We start from the raw sequence: 18,709 nt of genomic DNA on the forward strand, positions 1-18,709 counted from the left end.
GACCGCTCCCTACAAGGCAGAGCAATGCTGGTCGTTGGGCATTAGGGCCAGTACACCAATCGGTGTCGATACCTTCATCACGTAGGGGTAGCAAGTTGCTCCCGGTCTGGGGAGCAGCCGCTACAACTTCGCGGTTGTTACATGGGTCTGTCGACTTTGGTGTGGTGTTTCGATCTGCTACACGACGGGCCGGACGCTTCAAAAAATCAAACACAACAGAATTCACTAATCGGTTCCTCTCAATGCAAACCGCTAGCGAATCCGTTTTCGGACAACAGCTTTCCCGCTTCGTGCCGAAGGCACAAAGTTGGGTCGCACCTGGGTTAAGCCGATTCCCTCTTGAATCCAGCCAGGGTCAGGATGCTATTGCTGCTACTCGAGCCTGGAACTCCACCGCGAGGCTCATGTCGTTCGCTGCGTTTCGGGTTCGACCCCCACCCAGCGCCTTTCGTTAGCATGTGGAATATTGCGATAGGCATCTAACTGTTGATTTCTCGCATCCGCTACAACTTCCGTTGCACAGAGCAGAATCTGAGGCGCCCAAACGCGCTCTACCCCGCAGCCACCTGTGTCGTCCTGCAGACATTGGAGAAAACAAATAAAATAGAAATACGCGCTTGTTTTACGGGCTCGGGCGACGAGGGAAAATGTGTGGCATCGTCGGTGTCTTCGGACACCAACCGGTAGGTCAAACAATCTACGACGCTTTATCCATGCTGCAGCACCGCGGTCAGGACGCTGCCGGAATCGCCACATCCTTTGAAGATCGTTTCTACCTTCACAAGGGCAACGGACTCATCACCGACGTCTTCGACGCCGGCAATATGGCCAAGCTGCTCGGCAACGCCGGCATCGGCCACGTTCGCTATCCGACAGCCGGTTGCGGCTCCGTCGCCGAAGCGCAGCCCTTCTACGTAAACTCCCCCTACGGCATCGTCTTCGCCCACAACGGCAATCTCACCAACGTCGCCGAAATCGTCGAGAGCATCTTCGAGCGCGACCTCCGTCACCTCAACACCACGTCGGACTCCGAGGTGATGCTCAACGTCTTCGCGCATGCCCTCACACAACGTCGCGCCGCGAAGCCCACACCCGAAGACATCTTCGCTGCCGTTGAAGAAGTTCACCGCCGCTGCAAAGGCGGCTACAGCGTCGTCGCCATGATCTCCGGCGTCGGCCTGCTCGGCTTCCGCGATCTCTACGGCATCCGTCCGCTCGTCTTCGGCTCCCGCGGTAAGGAAGGCCTCTTCTCCGGCCAGTCGAAGGAGTACATGATCGCCTCCGAGAGCGTCGCCCTCCAGGTCGCCGGCTTCAAACTCGAGCGCGACGTCCAGCCCGGCGAAGCCGTCTTCATCGACATGAACGGCCAGCTCCACACCTTCCAGTCGAAGCTCGCGCACGAAAAATCGCCCTGTCTCTTCGAGTACGTCTACCTCGCGCGTCCCGACTCCGTCCTCGACGGCGCCTCCGTCTATCAGTGCCGCATCAATATGGGCATCAAGCTCGCCGAAAAGATCCGCCGCGAATGGGCGGACAAAAAAATCGACGTCGTCGTGCCCATCCCCTCAACCAGCCGCACCGCCGCACTCGAAATCGCCACGCGCCTCAACCTTCCCTACCGCGAAGGCTTCGTGCGCAACCGTTACGTCGGCCGCACCTTCATCATGCCCGGCCAGGCGCAGCGTCAGTCCTCCATCCGCCGCAAGCTGAACCCCATCCCGCAGGAGTTCTCCGGCAAAAACGTCCTGCTCGTCGACGACTCCATCGTTCGCGGCACCACGATTAAAGAGATCGTCGCAATGTGCCGCGAGCTCGGCGCCAAAAACGTCTACGTCTGCTCCGCCGCGCCGCCCGTCATCTATCCCAACGTCTACGGCATCGACATGCCCGCGCGCTCCGAGCTCATCGCCAGCGGAAAGACCATCGAACAGCTCGCGCAAAACATCGGCGCCGACGGCATCATCTTCCAGGACCTCTGCGACCTCAAGAGCTCCATCACCGAAGTCTGCCCCGGCCTCACCCACTTCGACACCTCCGTCTTCGACGGCACCTACGTCACCGGCGACGTCACCGCCGCCTACCTCGAAACCCTCGAAAAGCAGCGCAACGACACCACCCGCCGCAATCAGGACGTCGACACCCACATCACCCGCAACCTCTCTGCCCACCTCTGATCACGCGCTCCCCCGCATATCAGCCGAGAATGACTTGGCAGTTCTGAATTAGAGGGAGCCTGCACAACCAGCAATTCAGAACAACGAACGCATCGTCATCCTGAGCGAAGTAGCTCACGCGCCCGCGTGAGCTACGAAGTCGAAGGACCCCGATAGCGGTCGTTTCACCACAACTGCTTCCCGCTTTCTCCCTGGGAACTTCCGGGTGGCCCGGGTCCCACTTCCGGGACCCGGTTCTCACACACCACTACCTCAACCAAGACTCCCGCACCGGCCCGTCCCCTCCGCTCGCAGAACTCCCCGCCAACTCTGCCTCCCCATACCAATCCACGTTCCGCGTCATGTACATCGCCGCCGCGATCGCCGCGAAGCTCGTAACCGCGCCGACCAGCAGCGCATAAGCCTCCACACGCAACAGCACATAAATAAACCCATAGACCGCCGTGAACACCGCCAGCGCCCGCAGCGCCAGCTTCCTGCTCCGGAACACCCACTCCGTATTAATCGCAAACAGCCCCACTGTCGACGCGCCCGCAATCAAAAAGCTCAAATCGAACCCGATATGCTCGGCCAGCGACAGCAGCAGCAAATAGAAGATCGTCTGCGCGATCCCCACCAGCGCATACTGCGCCGGATGCACGCTCTTCTTCGTCTTCACCTCGAACAGAAAATACGTCAGAAACACCAGCCCCAGGAACAACGTGATGTAGTGGACCGACCGCATCGTCGATCGATACGAATCCACCAGCCGTATGCCCAGCACCGTCTTCGGCTGTTGCGAGCTGTAATCCACTGCCGCCGCTACGCCGTGGTTATAGGCTCGGCCCTCCGTTAGTCCCTCCACAAAAAAGCCCGAGATGCTCATCGCGAACGCCAGCAGCAACACGACAAAAAACTTCACACCCAGCGAGCGTGAGCGAACGCGAGGCCAGTAGGGTTGAGGCGCCGAAGCAAACGTATTCATATCGATCTTCTCCTTTAATGATCTAGCTTCCACTTACTTTGCAATACAAAGTTAGAGCGCGCAGCGCGGCCTCTCAATGGCCCACGCCCTCACATTCTTTACGCGCTTGCCGGCGTCAACTTCCGCCGAAAAGACTCCTCGTCCCCTTGAGCCTCAGCACCCGCAGCGTCGCGCACCACCTGTTCCAAAATCGTCAGGTACTCCAGATATCGCTTCCGCCCCGACGCAGTCACCCGCACCGTCGTCTGCACCCGGCCCTCATCCGCCTCTTCCTTCGTCAGCCGAACCATCTTCTCTTCCTCCAGCACCTGCAGATGCCGCGCCAGATTGCCATCGGTCAATCCGCAAAGCTGCTTCAGCTCCACAAAGCTCAAACCATCCGCGTGCGTCATCAGCGAGGTCAGCACACTCAGCCGCGCGCGTTCGTGGATCACCCGATCCAGGCCCTCATACGCAAACGGTGCCGCGGAACTAGAACTCTTTTTCTTCATCGGTCGAAGCCTTCCAGGAAAAATAATGAATCGCAGCCACCGCCGCCATGCCCACCCCGTACGCGCCGGACATCATCATCGCGCTCAGCGCACGGTTGTCCCCCAGCGCCAGACATACAAAGCCCGTCAGCAGAAACCACGCGCCCACCAGCAGCATCCACCGCGGCAGGCAGCGGCACGACGCAAACACACCCAGGCTGAAGATGATCTGCCACAGCCCCGGCAGCATCCAGAAAACCTCCCGCGGTGCATGCAGCAACACCAGCGGCAGCACCGCCCCGGCCACTCCTGCCGGAAGAAACTGCGTCACCGCCATCCGGATCATCTCGTCCGCAATACCGGAATGAAACCGGTTGGCCCGTGTCAGCATCTGCGTCGCAATCAGCGCCGCACACACGATCGCCGTCGAAAGCCACAGCGCGACATAGCTCACCGGATGCGCCGCCGGTTCCGGAATCCACCTTTGCTGGACCACACCCGCAACCACAGCCAGCAACGCCGTCGCCGAAAGCGTCAGCGGCCCGTACCCCCGGAACTCCGTGGTCCGGGCCACCTGCCGCCGAATACTCCGTATATCAACCAGCGCACGATTAAGATCGGTCATCGGTCCCATCACTTTGCAACACAAAGCCTACACTTTGCACCGCAGAGTGTAAAGCAAAATCGCTACCCGGCCTTCTGCGCCCTGGCCGTCCCAGCGCGCGGCATCAGCATATGCCCTCGCGTCTCTCGCCGAGCATAATGATTGCAGCCGCCGCTTCCGGCTCAAAAATCATCATGGAACACGTCTCGCCCGACACCGCTGGAGCCCCTTCCGTTCTCCTGTTGCAAACGCTCACCATCGCCTGGATGACCATTGAACTCGCGCTCTCGCTTTACGCTGGCATCCGCGCTCACAGCGTCGCCTTGACCGCCTTTGGCGCAGACAGCGGCATCGAGCTTATCTCAGCGTTCGTCGTGCTGCGCCGCTTTGCTTTAGGGCCATCCGCGGAAAGGCGTGCCGCGCGCCTGTCGGGATATCTCCTCTACATTCTGGCGGCCTACATCCTCATCACCGCAGCCCTCAGCCTCTTCAAACATCAGTTTCAGCCTGAACCTACCCTGCTCGGGATAGCAGTTCTCGTGGCAGCCGCCATCATCATGCCTCTCCTCGGCCGAGCGAAGAAGCGCCGCGCCGCGCAGACTGGCAGCCGCGCCCTCAACGCCGACGCCGCACAGAGCAACATCTGTGCATACATGTCATGGATCGCTCTCGCCGGGCTACTCTTGAACTTCGTCTTCCATCTTCCCTGGGCGGATTCCGTCGCCGCTCTGTTCCTGCTCCCAATTGTTCTCAAGGAAGCAAAAGAAGCTGTCAAAGAAATCGCATGCCACTGCCGCTAACCGAAGCGCCCAACCTAACAGCACCTGGTCCACTCCGAATTGTCGTGTGAGGAACCTTTCACCTCGGCGCGGTGTCTAAGCATTGGAGACACATCACCGAGGCCGAAGTGACGAAGGCGCATCTCCTGCTAATGCTGCCGCTCTTACTCAGTCCTCTTTCGCATGCGCAATCCCCATTAACAGAACGCCAGGTCATCGCGTATTCGAAGTCCATTGACGTCCAGACACTCGACCCATCCCTGCCCTCTCAGCGCCTCGAGGATTGGCTCAGGTCTGGACCGCCGCATGTCACACTTCTAGACTGGCTATCCGACGACACCTGCGATTTGAAACCCTTCGGGCCTGACGATTTCCCGCGCTGTATCCGTATCTCGTTTGGGCGAGGCGGCCAGAGCGGATACTTTCTCGTCCAGATCGGCACGCTCCACAAAGGCATCATCGGCCCGCCGCATCTTTACTCCGATATCGGCGTCCAGGAGCCATTCTTTATCCAAACCGGATGGACCGATCGTCTCTCCGGCCTGCCTCATCTTCTCGATCAACCTGTTGTTGCCGGCGGCGTAAACGATCTCTACCAGCAGATCGTGCAACGGCACCCGATCGGCATTCCAGCCGGCCCCGATAAGACCGCCCTTTGGCCCTTCCTCAGCCGGCGTTTGATTCAGAAACTGGAAACCGCGCGAGCCTGTCAGGAGGACTACCTTCATCAACACCCCGATGCAGATGCCGGTCCCAGGCCGGCATGGCTGGATACCGGCATTTTCGTCGGAAGTAGCAAACGTGCCATCCCGTTGTCAGCATTCGCAGTTCACAAAGAACCTCAGAGGGACGGCTCATTCGACGTAACGGTGAACCTCACCTACGTGAAGCTTCCGGGTTTCGTTCCCGACGAAGCGAATTGGGAAATCGTCGCGACAGTCATCCCAGAGAACAATCGCTTCGTCGTGGATGACGTTCGTCTCTTCGACGGACTTGGCACCGAAGGCCCATCGCATCTGCTCACGCAAACCCTCACTGGTTGCAACGGCACTCACTGGACCGGCGAGCACGCCGCCAACCAAGCTCCTCCGCCGCTGCCGGGTCCGCACTACACCGACTGGGACGCCGTAAATGCTTTGCGCGACGCCACCAATAACGAGGAGCTGGCTTTCGCGAAAGCGATCGATGTCCACCTGCTCGATCCGTCCGTGCCTTCTCAGCGCCTCGCAGACTGGCTCACTTCATTGCATGTCAATCACATCGAGTGGCGAAGCCTCGGATGCAACATTAAGGAAGGATTGCAGGGCCCGAACGGGGAGTACGCCGTAGCGCGCAACCCTGATGGCGGCCTTTGTGCTTGGGTCTGGTTCCAACGGGGCAACGCCCGAGCGTCTATCAAAGTTCATTCTCCCGGCAAAGGCACAACCGCCTCGGCGACCACCGCGTCCATCTTTGTCCGCGATAAAGACGATGGTCTGCTGACAACATTCAACGACAACCGCGACGAGGTTCCTGATTCCAACACGCTCTCAGATCTCCCTCGCCTTCTGGACGAAGAAGCAGTAATCGACGTCACGCGAAATCTCTACGATGCGATCGTGGCACGTCATCCGCTCGGCATCCCGCGTGGACAAGACATGATGAAGATCAGTCCCCTGCTCAGCAAAAGTCTCCGTGCGCAGCTTCAAACCGCGCAGGCCTGCCATGATGACTACTTGCGCCAACATCCGCGGCGCGAAAACTTGCCCGAACCTCGTTGGTTCAACGCCGGACTGTTCACCGGCGACAGCAAATTAGCTGCGCCGAAAGCCGCGCTCGCAGACCACAAAGAGCGACAGCAGAACGGGTCCTTTCAGGTCCGTGTGTGGCTTTCCCGCGACGATATCGCTCCGAAATCCTCTTCAGCCGCGCTTCAGTGGAGAACTTCGCACGTCTCCGCGCTCGTGAAGTCCGAGCAAGCCAGATTCGTTCTGGATGACATTCGGTTATTCGCCGGCGACTCCGCGGATAGTCCTTCGCATCTGCTATCTGAGTCATTTGCTGGCTGCGACGGCCGGCATTGGGTTGGCGTCAATAACATGACTGAGTAGCGACTGCGAAACATCCTTATAACGACGCCGTCATCTGCCGATCAACCCACCATTCCTCAACGGCAACCACCCCTCCCGGCACACGTACACTATCTATGTCAGCCGCGTCCCGTTCGCCACCAACCGCAACTCAGGAACGAAATTCAAACTGGGGCCTCTGCCCCGAGGAACAGCCCGCACGATGCCCGGTGCCGTCTCAACCCCGCCCGAGATCTCACAGCCGCAGCTCCTCGCCCTCGCCGGCCCGCCCGCTCTTACCAGCTTCGAAGCCGATCGCCTGACCGCGCGTCTCCGCGCCATCGATCCCGCCGTCACCAGCGTCGACGCCTTCTTCCTCTACCTCATCACCGCCGACGGAGCCCTCGACCACTCCCGTCTCGCCGACCTCCTCGAGCTCACCGACACCCCGCTTCCGGACCCCGCCATCTTCGTCGCTCCGCGCATCGGCACGCAGTCTCCCTGGTCCAGCAAAGCCACCGACATCCTCCTCAACACCGGCTTCACCGCTGCCCAACGCATCGAGCGCATCCGCGTCGTGCAAATCCATGGCTCCCGCAACCCGCAGCCGCTCTTCCCCGCTCTGCACGACCGCATGACCGAGACCGTCCTCTTCGGTGGCCTCAACGAGCTCCACAAGCTCCTCGCCGAGCACACACCCAAGCCCCTCGCCACCATCGACATCCTGCGCCGCGGCGCCGACGCCATCCGCGAAGCCGACCGCACTCTCGGCCTCTCCCTCGCGCCAGATGAAATCGACTACCTCGTCCGCGAATTCACCGCCCTCGGCCGCAACCCCACCGACGTCGAGCTCTACATGTTCGCCCAGGCCAACAGCGAACACTGCCGCCACAAAATCTTCAACGCCAGCTGGCAGATCGATGGCGTCCCGCAGGACAAATCTCTCTTCGCGATGATCCGCAACACCTACGCGGTCTCGCACGAGAACGTCCTCTCCGCCTACCGCGACAACGCCGCCGTGATCCGCGGCGGCGCCGGCTTGCGCTTCCTGCCTGATCCCGAGACCAACATCTTCACCTCGCACGAAGAAGAGATCGACATCCTCTGCAAGGTCGAAACCCACAATCACCCGACCGCTATATCCCCCTGGCCCGGTGCAGCCACAGGCGCCGGTGGAGAGATCCGCGACGAAGGCGCCACCGGCCGCGGCGGCAAACCAAAAGCCGGCCTCTGCGGCTTCACCGTCTCCAACCTCAATCTTCCGCAATCACCGCAGCCTTGGGAGCGCGCACCATCCCGCCCCGCGCACATCGCCTCGCCGCTCGACATCATGATTGAGGGCCCGCTCGGCGCCGCCGCCTACAACAACGAGTTCGGCCGCCCCAACCTCTGCGGCTACTTCCGGACGTACGAACAGCAAGTTGGCGACACGGTCTTCGGCTATCACAAGCCCATCATGCTCGCCGGCGGCCTCGGCAACATCCGCGCCCAGCACATCGAGAAGCGCCCCATCCGCCCCGGCGATCTCCTCATCGTCCTCGGCGGTCCGGCCATGCTCATCGGCCTCGGCGGCGGCGCAGCATCAAGTCAATCCGGCAATCAGAACACCGACCTCGACTTCGCTTCCGTCCAGCGCGACAACGCCGAGATGGAACGCCGCTGCCAGGAGGTCATCGACCGCTGCTGGCAACTCGGTGACCAGAATCCCATCCTTTCCATCCACGACGTCGGCGCCGGCGGCCTCTCCAACGCCTTCCCCGAGCTCGTCAAAGACGGCGGTGTCGGCGGTGTCTTCGACCTCGCCGCAATCCCGCAGGCCGAAGCCGGCCTCTCGCCTCTCGAGGTCTGGTGCAACGAGGCACAGGAGCGCTACGTCCTCGCCCTCCCGTCGGATCGCCTTCCACTATTCGCATCCATCTGCCATCGAGAGCGTTGCCCCTTCTCAGTCGTCGGCCGCGCCACCGCCGAACTCGAAATCATCCTGATCGACTCCGCGGACCCAAATGGGAAAACTCGCCCCATCGATCTGCCTCAACAGATCCTTTTTGGGAAACCTCCCAAAATGGAACGCAAAATCGAAAAAATTAAGCCCTCCAAAACCGCTCAAAACCCGCTTAAAAGCACTCAAAACGACTCAATTTCGCACTTCGATTCTGTGGAAATCCCTGTTGGAAAGGCTGTGGAGCGGGTCCTGCGCATGCCCGCAGTCGCCTCCAAATCCTTCCTCATCACCATCGGCGACCGTTCCGTCGGCGGCCTTACCGTGCAGGATCAGATGGTTGGCCCATGGCAGGTTCCAGTCGCGGACTGTGCCGTAACTCTCCGCTCTTTCAACGGAATAGCGGGAGAAGCTATGGCGATAGGTGAACGTACTCCCCTCGCCGTTACCGACGCCGCAGCCTCCGCCCGCATGGCTCTGGGCGAAGTCCTCACCAACCTCGCAAGTGCCTCAATCGAAAAGCTTTCCGACATCAAGCTCTCCGCCAACTGGATGGCCGCCGCCGGCGCGCCGGGCGAAGACGAGAAACTGTTCGACGCCGTACGCACGCTCGGCATGGAACTCTGTCCAGCGCTTGGACTTACGATACCTGTGGGCAAAGATTCGATGTCCATGAAGATGAGCTGGCGGGAGAACGGCGAGGCTCACTCCGTCATCTCTCCACTCTCGGTCATCCTGTCCGGCTTCGCCCCCGTAAATGATGTAAGGAAGACACTTACACCCCAGCTCCAGCCCGAAGGCAGCCTTATTCTGATCGACCTGGGCGAGGGCCGCAACCGCCTCGGCGGCTCCGCGCTGGCGCAGGCTTACAACATCACCGGCGGCGAAACGCCCGACCCACCCGAACCCGCTAAGCTCCTTGCTTTCTTCGACATAATCCAGCGACTCAACCGCGACGGCAAGCTGCTCGCCTACCACGACCGCTCCGACGGCGGCCTCTTCGTCACCGTCGCCGAGATGGCCTTCGCCGGCCGTTGCGGCCTCAAAATCGATCTGCCTGGCAGCGGTTCCCCACTCCAAGTCCTGTTCTCTGAAGAGCTTGGCGCCGTTGTCCAAGTCCGCACAGAAGACGCCCAAGAGATTCTGAAGCAAATCGAAGCTGCCCGCCTGACCGCATATTTGATCGGCCACTCGACCCCCAAAAACGAGCTCGCGTTCTTTCAAAACCAAGAGCTTCTCTACTCCAATGTCCGCTCGACGCTCCACAAGATGTGGGCTGAAACCAGCTTCCATATCGCTTCTTTGCGGGATAATCCGGAGTCCGCGCAGCAGGAATTTGCGCTGCTCGATGATCCGGATCGCCCCGGTCTGTTCGTCGATGTTCCGTTCGACCTCAGCGAACGCGTATGCGCACCCTATCTGAATCTCGCAAAACCGCGCGTCGCGATACTGCGCGAGCAGGGCGTCAACAGCCAGTACGAGATGGCGTCGGCGTTTGATCGAGCGGGTTTCGAATGCGTTGATGTCACCATGAGCGACCTGCTCGCTGGGCGCGCGAATCTCTCCAGCTTTATTGGCCTGGCAGCCTGCGGTGGGTTCTCCTATGGCGACGTCCTCGGCGCCGGAAGCGGCTGGGCCAAGACAATTCTCTTCAACAATCAACTCCGCGACGCCTTCGCGGCGTTCTTCGCGCGGCCTGACACCTTCTCGCTCGGCGTCTGCAACGGCTGCCAGATGATGGCGCAGCTCCGCGAGCTGGTTCCTGGCGCTGAACACTGGCCGCGCTTTGTCCGAAACGTTTCATCCCGCTATGAGGCGCGGATCTGCATGGTCGAGATTCAACCGACCAGCTCCATCTTCCTCGCGGGCATGGAAGGCGCACGCGCCCCCATCATCGTGGCGCACGGCGAAGGCCACGCAACTGAACTAGCCCCCGCCCACACAATTGCGGTCCGGTACATCGACACCTATGGCCGCCCGACACAGCACTACCCGCTCAATCCATCCGGCTCGCCCGGCGGCACTGCTGCACTCACCTCCGCCGACGGCCGCGCGCTCATCATCATGCCGCACCCCGAGCGCATCTCGCTTGGCGTGCAGCACACCTGGACCCGCACCCTCCAGCACAGCCCCTGGCAGCGTCTCTTCGACAACGCCCGCGCGTGGGTGAAGTAAAGCCATACCTCAGGGGCTAAAGCCCTTTGTTGGCCTCGACAGCGTTGCGGCACGGCTAAAGCCATGCCCTTAACGAAACTTTCCTCCAATTCGAAGACAATAGAAACGATGCCTGATTCGCAACAATCCATTGATTACAAATCTGCCGGTGTGGACATAGAAGCTGGCAACGAAGCCGTCCGCCGCATGAAGGCGCACGTCGCTCGCACGCACTCGCCCGCGGTGCTCACCGGCCTCGGCTCCTTCGGCACGCTTTTCTCGCTGACCGACGCCATAAAAGGCATGGCCGATCCCGTCATGGTGCAGAGCACCGACGGCGTCGGCACCAAGACGCTCGTCGCAGTGATGGCGCAGCGTTACGAAAACCTCGGCCGCGATCTCGTAGCAGCAGTCGCCGGCGACATCGCCGTCATGGGCGCGCGCCCGCTCACCTTCCTCGACTACCTCGGCCTGCACAAGGTAGAACCCGCGATCGTCGAAGAGCTCGTTCGCGGCATGTCCGCTGCGTGCGAGGAATCGAACATCGCGCTGGTGGGCGGAGAGACCGCCGAGATGCCCTCCGTGTACGCTCCCGGCGATCTCGACGTCGTCGGCTTCGTCACGGGCGTCGTCGATCGCTCGAAACTCCTGACCGGCGCGAACATCGTTGCAGGTGATGTGCTCTATGGCATCTCGTCGACCGGTCTGCACACCAATGGCTGGTCGCTCGCGCGCAAGCTGCTCTTCGAGATCAACAAGTTCGACATCCTCGAGTCGCGCCCTGAACTCAACGGCGCGAACCTCGCCGACACATTGCTCGAGCCGCACGCCAACTACGTCACGCCCATCCGCCACGCCCTCGATGCGGGCATTCCGATCAAAGGCATGGCACACATCACTGGCGGCGGCCTGATCGAAAATACACCGCGCATTCTGCCGGAAGGTCTGGGCGCCGTCATCGACCGCACCACCTGGAAGCCGCAACGCATCTTCACATGGCTTCAACAGCTCGGCCATATACCAGATGAAGAGATGCATCGCGTCTTCAATATGGGTATCGGCCTCGTCGTCATCGCGCCCGCAGGCCAGCACGCCGCGCTCGCCAAAGCCTTCGCCGGCTTCGCTGTCGCAGAGATTGGCCGTGTGGAGGCCAACACGACAGGCGTGCGCTTCACAGGAGGAGCCTAGTTACGATGCTCTCCCGCCAGGAACTCCTCGACGCGATTCCGCACTGCCTGACGCAAACGAATCTGCCGCTACCCAACAAGTACCCGGGCAAGGTGCGCGACACCTACGACCTCGGCGACCGCCTGCTCCTGGTAACGACGGACAGGCAGTCCGGCTTCGACCGCATGCTGGGCGCGATTCCCTACAAAGGTCAGGTGCTCAACCGCACTTCGCTGCACTGGTTTGAGGCCACGCGCCACATCGTCGCGAATCACGTGATCCGCTCGCCGCACGCGAACGCGCTGCTCGCGCGCAAGTGCCGCGTACTGCCGATTGAGTTCGTCGTGCGCGGCTATCTCACCGGTTCCACCGACACCGCCATCTGGACGAAATACTCTGCGGGCGAGCGCGACTTCGCGGGCATCACGCTCCCCGAAGGCATGCGCAAGAACGAAAAACTTTCGCGCAACCTCATCACGCCCACCACGAAAGAGAAAGATCACGACCGCCCAATTTCGCCCAGCGAAATCATCCGCGAAGGCTGGCTCACCGCAGCCGAGTGGGAGTTCAGCTCTTCGAAAGCTCTCGAGCTGTTCGCCTTCGGGCAGCAGCGTGCCGCGCAGCAAGGCCTCATCCTCGTCGACACGAAGTATGAGTTCGGCGTCATGCCGGAAGGCGACATCATCCTCATCGATGAGATCCACACGCCGGACTCCAGCCGCTACTGGCTCGCACCGAGCTACGAACAACGACTCGCCCAAGGTCGTGAACCGGACATGATCGACAAGGAGTTTTTCCGGCTGTGGTTTCGCGAGCGCTGCGATCCGTACAAGGACAAGACGCTGCCGACACCGCCGCCGGAGCTCATCGCCGAGCTCGCCTCGCGTTACATTCAACTCTACGAGGCGATCACCGGCAACCTGTTTGAGCCCGACCTGCGCCCGCTGGAAGCAGCCATCATGGAGGCAATCGCAAAATGAATCCGTCACGCGAGCGCATCCTCATCGTCGGCTCCGGCGCGCGCGAGCACGCCATTAGCGTCGCGCTTGCGCGGAGTACTCGGCAGCCTGCACTGCTCTGCTTCGGGTCGACGCGCAATCCCGGTATTGCCGCGCTCACGCAAGGCTACGCCGCGGGGAACATCACGAATCCCGCGGACGCCATCGCCTTCGCGCTAGAGCACCAACCCACGCTGGCCATCATCGGCCCCGAGGCGCCGCTGGCTGCCGGCGTGGCCGACGCACTTTGGGCCGCCGGCATCGCGACGGTCGGCCCCACCGCATCGCTCGCGCGCATCGAGTCTTCCAAGTCCTTCACGCGCTCGCTGCTGGAACGCCACCACATCCCAGGCAATCCGATCTTTCAGCGCTTCACTTCTCTCGATGGAGTTGAAGCGTTCCTCGAGCGGCTCGGCGACAATCACGTGATCAAGGACGATGGCCTGGCGGGTGGCAAAGGCGTAAAGGTTTTTGGCGACCACCTGCAGTCGCGCGAGGAATCGCTGGCGTTCTGCCGCGAGTTGCTTGACGCCGGGCATCCGTTCGTCATCGAAGAGAAGCTCGAAGGCGAAGAGTTTTCGCTGCTTTCTTTCAGCGATGGAACGACGCTCCGCCACATGCCTGCTGTGCAGGACCACAAGCGCGCGTTCAACGGCGACAGCGGCCCCAACACCGGCGGCATGGGTTCCTACACGGACGCGAACGGTGGACTTCCCTTCCTCACATCACACGACATCGCCGCGGCGCGCCACACCAACGAGCAGGTCATCGCCGCGCTGCATCACGAGCTCAACGAACCCTACCGCGGCATTGTGTACGGCGGCTTCATCGCCACACGCAACGGCATTCGCCTCATCGAATACAACGCGCGCTTCGGCGATCCGGAGTGCCTCAACCTGCTCACGCTGCTCGAAACGGACCTCGTCGCGATCTGCCGCGCGATCGTCACCAGCACACTCTACGATCTCGACGTCAGGTTCACTCCCGCGGCTACGGTGTGCAAATATCTCGTACCCGAGGGATATCCTGATCATCCGCGCAAGGGCGATGCGGTGCCTGTGCCTGAGGTCCTGCCTGCGAACACTACCGTCTATTTGGGCTCTGTCGATATGCAGAACGAAGCGCTCGTCTCTGCCGGCTCGCGCACGCTCGCCGTCGTCTCCCGCGGAAGAAATCTCACCGAAGCCGAATCCACTTGCGAGTCGGTCCTCGCAAACATCCACGGGCCATTTTTCCATCGCTCGGACATCGGCACAACGGCGCTCATCGGCCGACGGGTTGAGCACATGAACGCACTGCGCGCCACCCCGCCAGCGAGGCACGCATGAGTCTCCGCGTCGGTGTACTCGGATCTACGCGCGGGACGGCGCTGAAGGGAGTGCTGGATGCAATCGCTGCTGGCACGCTCGCCGTCGACCTCCGCATCGTCATCTCCGACAAGCCGACTGCGCCCATTCTCGACCGCGCGAAGCTGTACAAGGTGCCGTCGCTGTTTCTCGACCCGACGGGCCTGACGCGCGAGCAGTACGACGAGCGCGTCAGCGCAGAGCTGCGCAAAGCGCGCGTCGAGCTGGTGCTGCTGATCGGGTACATGCGCATCCTGTCGCCGCACTTCGTCAGCGACTGGCACGGGCGGCTGCTCAATGTGCATCCGTCGCTGCTGCCGGCGTTCGGCGGCCTGATGAATCGCAAGGTTCATGAGGCGGTGCTCGCCTCAGGCGTCAAGGAGACGGGATGCACGATTCACCAGGTCACCGAAGACGTTGATGCGGGCCCGATCGTGCTGCAGAAGAGCTGCCCCGTGCTGCCGGGTGATACCGTGGACTCGCTGAAGGACCGCGTGCAGGCGCTGGAGCAGGGCGCGTTCATCGACGTTTTGCGAAACTGGAGCACTCAGTGACGAACATCGCATCTCCAATTGTCGGCATCATTATGGGCTCGCGCTCGGACTGGCCCACGCTCGAGCACGCGGCGAAGATTCTTGATGAGCTCGGCGTCGCGTATGAGGCCGAGATCGTCTCGGCGCATCGCACGCCGGACCGCATGTTCGACTACGCCGCTACCGCCGAGTCGCGGGGTATCCGCGTCATCATCGCCGGAGCCGGCGGCGCTGCGCACCTTCCGGGTATGGTGGCGGCGAAGACTCGGCTGCCTGTACTTGGAGTGCCGGTGCAGTCGCACGCGCTGCATGGCGTCGACTCGCTGCTCTCCATAGTGCAGATGCCCGGCGGCGTTCCGGTCGCGACGTTCGCCATCGGCAACGCCGGCGCAAAGAACGCAGCGCTCTTCGCGGCGTCGATCCTCGCGCTGAACGACGCGAAAATCGCTCGCGGGCTCGAGGATTTTCGGCGCTCACAAACCGACTCCGTACTCTCTAACCCCGACCCACGCGCATGAGCGACTCACGCCGTCCACGTGTCGGGATCCTTGGCGCCGGGCAGCTCGCGCTGATGCTCGCCGAGGCCGCGCCGGCTGTCGGCGCCGACGTTCTCTGCGCTGGGCGGCCGGGCGATTGCGCCGGGCAGGTTGCGCCGGTGCTGCCGGTCGATCTCAACAACCCGCACTCCGTCGCGGAGTTCGCGCGCAACGTCGATCTGCTCACGATTGAGAGCGAGAACATCGACGCGCACGTGCTGCACGGTCTTCCGCTTTATCCGAACGCGCGCGCGATCGGCACCGCGCAGGACCGCCTCCTCGAAAAACACTTCTTCGTCGACTGCGGGCTGGAGGTCGCGCCCTTCGCGCCGGTCAACGATCTCGTCTCGCTTCATGGAGCCATCCACGAAATCGGTTTGCCCGCCATTCTAAAAACACGCCGTCTCGGTTATGACGGCAAAGGGCAAGTCCGCCTCACGCACGCAGATCAGGCCGCTGAAGCGTGGGCCGCAGTGAAAGGCGTGCCGTGCATCCTCGAAGGCATGGTCGACTTCGAGACCGAAGTTTCGCTCATTGCTGCGCGCAACCGCTCAGGGCAACTTGCGTTTTATCCGCTCACCGAAAACTTTCACCGCGAAGGCATTCTGCGCATCTCGCGCGCGCCATCGCATCCTGAGTTGCAGCAGCTCGCCGAGCGGCACCTCACCCATCTGCTGGATCGGATGGACTACATCGGTGTGCTCGCCGTCGAATTTTTTGTGCGCGGCCAACACCTGCTCGCCAACGAGATGGCGCCGCGCGTCCACAACTCTGGCCACTGGACGATTGAGGGCTCCGACACCTCGCAGTTCGAAAACCACCTCCGGGCCATCCTCGGCCTCCCCCTCGGGTCGACCGAATCGCGCCCGACGGTGATGTTCAACTGCATCGGGGCTATGCTGCCGCGCACAGAGACCGCTCGGTTCCCCTCGGTCGCGCGTCACGACTATGGCAAGTCGGCGCGCCCCGGCCGGAAGGTCGGGCATCTCACCCTCCCTGCCTCCGACACCGCCGCCATCGCCCACCTCGAATCCCTTCGAAATAACGGGAGCCTGTAGCCTCAGTAGTCAGCGCAAACTGACTTGGAGTTTTTGGCCCGCAGCAAGATACAAGACGGTGTCCGCGGAATCCCCATCTGCAAGGAATCCGCTGCCCATAGTCATTACATACAGAACCGCTGCCGCAACTCCGGTCGCCACAGCGCAGACAGGACAGATTGGAGCAAGGATCACAGTGCCCCAAGTGGCTGCCCCGGCTGCTGCCAAAAAGCCCGTAAAGAAAAGAAGCACGGGCGTATGCTCACCGGGTCGAATGAGAGCTGCTACATCCCCGGCATGGAAAGTAGCGGTGCGGCCAAGATGCGTGCAGACGATCTCGCTATCGTCGATCGAATGCACGAGGCACGCGTGGCGACGCCTGGGATGGGCGACCGTTATAACGTAAACCTTTTGCTCCGCCTGAATAACCCCTTGAGCACTCGCCCATGAGGTAGTTTGAGCGGCCTGACCCTGCGCGGCGACAACAGAGATGAAACTGAACGTGAGAGCTGTGAGAATTCGACGCAGCGATCGAGTAATCATTGACGCCACCTCCATGTGGTGAACACATGAAATCGCGGCAGCCCGCTTCTGTGGTGCGCCCCTGTGACGGTTTCACAACTGCCACAATCAACAGAGCGCCCGATTTACGCTGACGGTCTTATCGTTGTCATAAATCGGCCTGTGAATCCCACCAGTACGTATACTTCCCGACGATGCTTCGATCCGTCCTCGCCCTCACGTTCGTCGCCACCACCATCGCCTCCGCCCAGTTCACCCTCCAGGACGCCCACACCACCGCGGACCTCCGCGGCATCGACAACGTGGGCGGGGGCGTAGCCTGGGCCTCCGGCACCGATGGCACCATCCTCCGCACCGAGGACGCCGGCTTCGTCTGGCAGCTCTGCGCCAAACCTCCCGGCGGCGAACACCTCGACTTCCGCGCCATCCAGGCCTTCGACAACAACACCGCCATCGTCATGTCCTCTGGCAAAGGAGACCTCTCCCGCCTCTACAAAACCACCGACGGCTGCCAATCCTGGAAACTCCTCTTCACCAACCCCGACAAAGACGGCTTCTGGGACGCAATGAAGTTTCCCAACCGGAATCTCGGATTCATCCTTGGTGATCCGGTCACTTATCCGAAAAGCAAAGAAGCGGGACAAACCACCCCGTTCACAGGGTTCGCGGTCTTCGCTACCGAAGACGGAGGCGTACATTTCACCAGGCGAGCTCACGAGGGCAATAAGGCAGACCCAACCGCGAACGGTGCCTTTGCCGCGAGCAACTCATCGCTGTTTGTCGGATGGCCTTTCATCTACTTTGGCACAGGTGGCACCGCTGGAGCGCATGTGTTTCTGAACGCGTTTCAGCAGCACATCGGCTTCAAAGACGAGCACATAGACATCGATAGTGGCGAATGGAGATCCCGCAGTTGGCCCGTTCCACTCGCGAGCGGGCAGAGTGCAGGAGTCTTCTCGATCGCGTTCCTGCGTGAAGAACAAGCACGCAACGCTGACTACGATACAAGCGCCCTTCCTACACTGTTCGGCATCGCCGTCGGCGGCGACTACACGAAGCCCAACGAGGCCCCCGGCACCGCGGCCTTCACAGCCGACGGCGGCCAACACTGGACCGCCGCCACCACCCCACCCCACGGCTACCGCTCCGCCGTCGCCTACGACCCCACCACCAAAACCTGGATCACCGTCGGCCCCAACGGCACCGACATCTCCACCGACGACGGCCGCAACTGGCGCCCACTCCACCCCGACCCAAGATTCAACGACGCCCCCGACGCCGACCAGCACTGGAACGCGCTCTCGCTGCCCTACGTCGTCGGCCCCCACGGACGCATCGGCACCCTCCGCTCGTCCGCCCTTCAGCCGGCGAAATAGGCCCGCGAGAGAGTGTTCCGACAGAATTTTGTTTTGCCCTAAAACCAGGGCATGATACCGTT

The 18,709-nt window shown here is 61.6% G+C and carries 15 protein-coding genes; 12 read left to right on the forward strand and 3 right to left on the reverse strand.

The window, feature by feature from the left end:
* The first annotated feature begins 647 nt into the window (after positions 1–647).
* Positions 648–2,174 (forward strand): amidophosphoribosyltransferase, encoded by a 1,527-nt coding sequence (gene purF, locus VGU25_08465; protein HEV2577230.1) that lies wholly within the window; start codon positions 648–650, stop codon positions 2,172–2,174.
* A gap of 247 nt (positions 2,175–2,421) precedes the next feature.
* On the opposite strand, the gene VGU25_08470 is transcribed toward purF, so the two are convergent.
* The 3 genes from VGU25_08470 to VGU25_08480 all read right to left on the reverse strand — a co-directional run bounded on the left by VGU25_08470 (position 2,422) and on the right by VGU25_08480 (position 4,233).
* On the reverse strand, positions 2,422–3,138 hold the full coding sequence (locus VGU25_08470; GenBank protein HEV2577231.1) for an inner membrane CreD family protein: 717 nt from the start codon (positions 3,136–3,138) through the stop codon (positions 2,422–2,424).
* 98 nt (positions 3,139–3,236) lie between these two features.
* A complete protein-coding gene (locus VGU25_08475; GenBank protein HEV2577232.1) occupies positions 3,237–3,629 on the reverse strand; it encodes a transcriptional regulator in 393 nt (130 codons plus the stop codon).
* Positions 3,610–4,233: a hypothetical protein gene (locus VGU25_08480; GenBank protein ID HEV2577233.1), complete on the reverse strand. Its 624-nt coding sequence runs from the start codon at positions 4,231–4,233 to the stop codon at positions 3,610–3,612. The genes VGU25_08475 and VGU25_08480 overlap by 20 nt, the downstream gene beginning before the upstream one ends.
* Positions 4,234–4,343: 110 nt before the next feature.
* On the opposite strand from VGU25_08480, the gene VGU25_08485 reads away from it, so the two are divergent.
* From VGU25_08485 to VGU25_08535, 11 genes are all read left to right on the forward strand, one after another.
* Positions 4,344–5,012, forward strand: coding sequence for a cation transporter (locus VGU25_08485; protein HEV2577234.1), 669 nt, complete (start codon positions 4,344–4,346; stop codon positions 5,010–5,012).
* 107 nt (positions 5,013–5,119) lie between these two features.
* Positions 5,120–7,081 carry a hypothetical protein gene (locus VGU25_08490; GenBank protein HEV2577235.1) on the forward strand — a complete coding sequence of 654 codons (1,962 nt, stop codon included), beginning with the start codon at positions 5,120–5,122 and terminating at the stop codon, positions 7,079–7,081.
* A gap of 181 nt (positions 7,082–7,262) precedes the next feature.
* Complete coding sequence (purL, locus tag VGU25_08495; GenBank protein ID HEV2577236.1) at positions 7,263–11,153, forward strand: phosphoribosylformylglycinamidine synthase; 3,891 nt, start codon at positions 7,263–7,265, stop codon at positions 11,151–11,153.
* 108 nt (positions 11,154–11,261) lie between these two features.
* A complete protein-coding gene (purM, locus tag VGU25_08500) occupies positions 11,262–12,320 on the forward strand; it encodes a phosphoribosylformylglycinamidine cyclo-ligase (protein HEV2577237.1) in 1,059 nt (352 codons plus the stop codon).
* Positions 12,321–12,325: 5 nt separating this feature from the next.
* Positions 12,326–13,279, forward strand: coding sequence for a phosphoribosylaminoimidazolesuccinocarboxamide synthase (locus VGU25_08505; protein HEV2577238.1), 954 nt, complete (start codon positions 12,326–12,328; stop codon positions 13,277–13,279).
* Complete coding sequence (gene purD, locus VGU25_08510) at positions 13,276–14,625, forward strand: phosphoribosylamine--glycine ligase (GenBank protein HEV2577239.1); 1,350 nt, start codon at positions 13,276–13,278, stop codon at positions 14,623–14,625. Before VGU25_08505 ends, purD begins: the two co-directional genes overlap by 4 nt.
* Positions 14,622–15,197, forward strand: a complete 576-nt coding sequence (purN, locus tag VGU25_08515) for a phosphoribosylglycinamide formyltransferase (protein HEV2577240.1) — start codon at positions 14,622–14,624, stop codon at positions 15,195–15,197. The genes purD and purN overlap by 4 nt, the downstream gene beginning before the upstream one ends.
* A complete protein-coding gene (gene purE, locus VGU25_08520; GenBank protein ID HEV2577241.1) occupies positions 15,194–15,694 on the forward strand; it encodes a 5-(carboxyamino)imidazole ribonucleotide mutase in 501 nt (166 codons plus the stop codon). Before purN ends, purE begins: the two co-directional genes overlap by 4 nt.
* Positions 15,691–16,770: a 5-(carboxyamino)imidazole ribonucleotide synthase gene (locus tag VGU25_08525; GenBank protein HEV2577242.1), complete on the forward strand. Its 1,080-nt coding sequence runs from the start codon at positions 15,691–15,693 to the stop codon at positions 16,768–16,770. Before purE ends, VGU25_08525 begins: the two co-directional genes overlap by 4 nt.
* Before the next feature lie 237 nt (positions 16,771–17,007).
* Positions 17,008–17,199: a hypothetical protein gene (locus tag VGU25_08530; GenBank protein ID HEV2577243.1), complete on the forward strand. Its 192-nt coding sequence runs from the start codon at positions 17,008–17,010 to the stop codon at positions 17,197–17,199.
* A 266-nt stretch (positions 17,200–17,465) separates the two neighbouring features.
* Complete coding sequence (locus VGU25_08535; protein ID HEV2577244.1) at positions 17,466–18,647, forward strand: hypothetical protein; 1,182 nt, start codon at positions 17,466–17,468, stop codon at positions 18,645–18,647.
* The last annotated feature ends 62 nt before the right edge of the window (positions 18,648–18,709 follow it).

The organism is Acidobacteriaceae bacterium, from assembly GCA_035944135.1.
Classification (GTDB): Bacteria; Acidobacteriota; Terriglobia; order Terriglobales; family Acidobacteriaceae; genus Granulicella.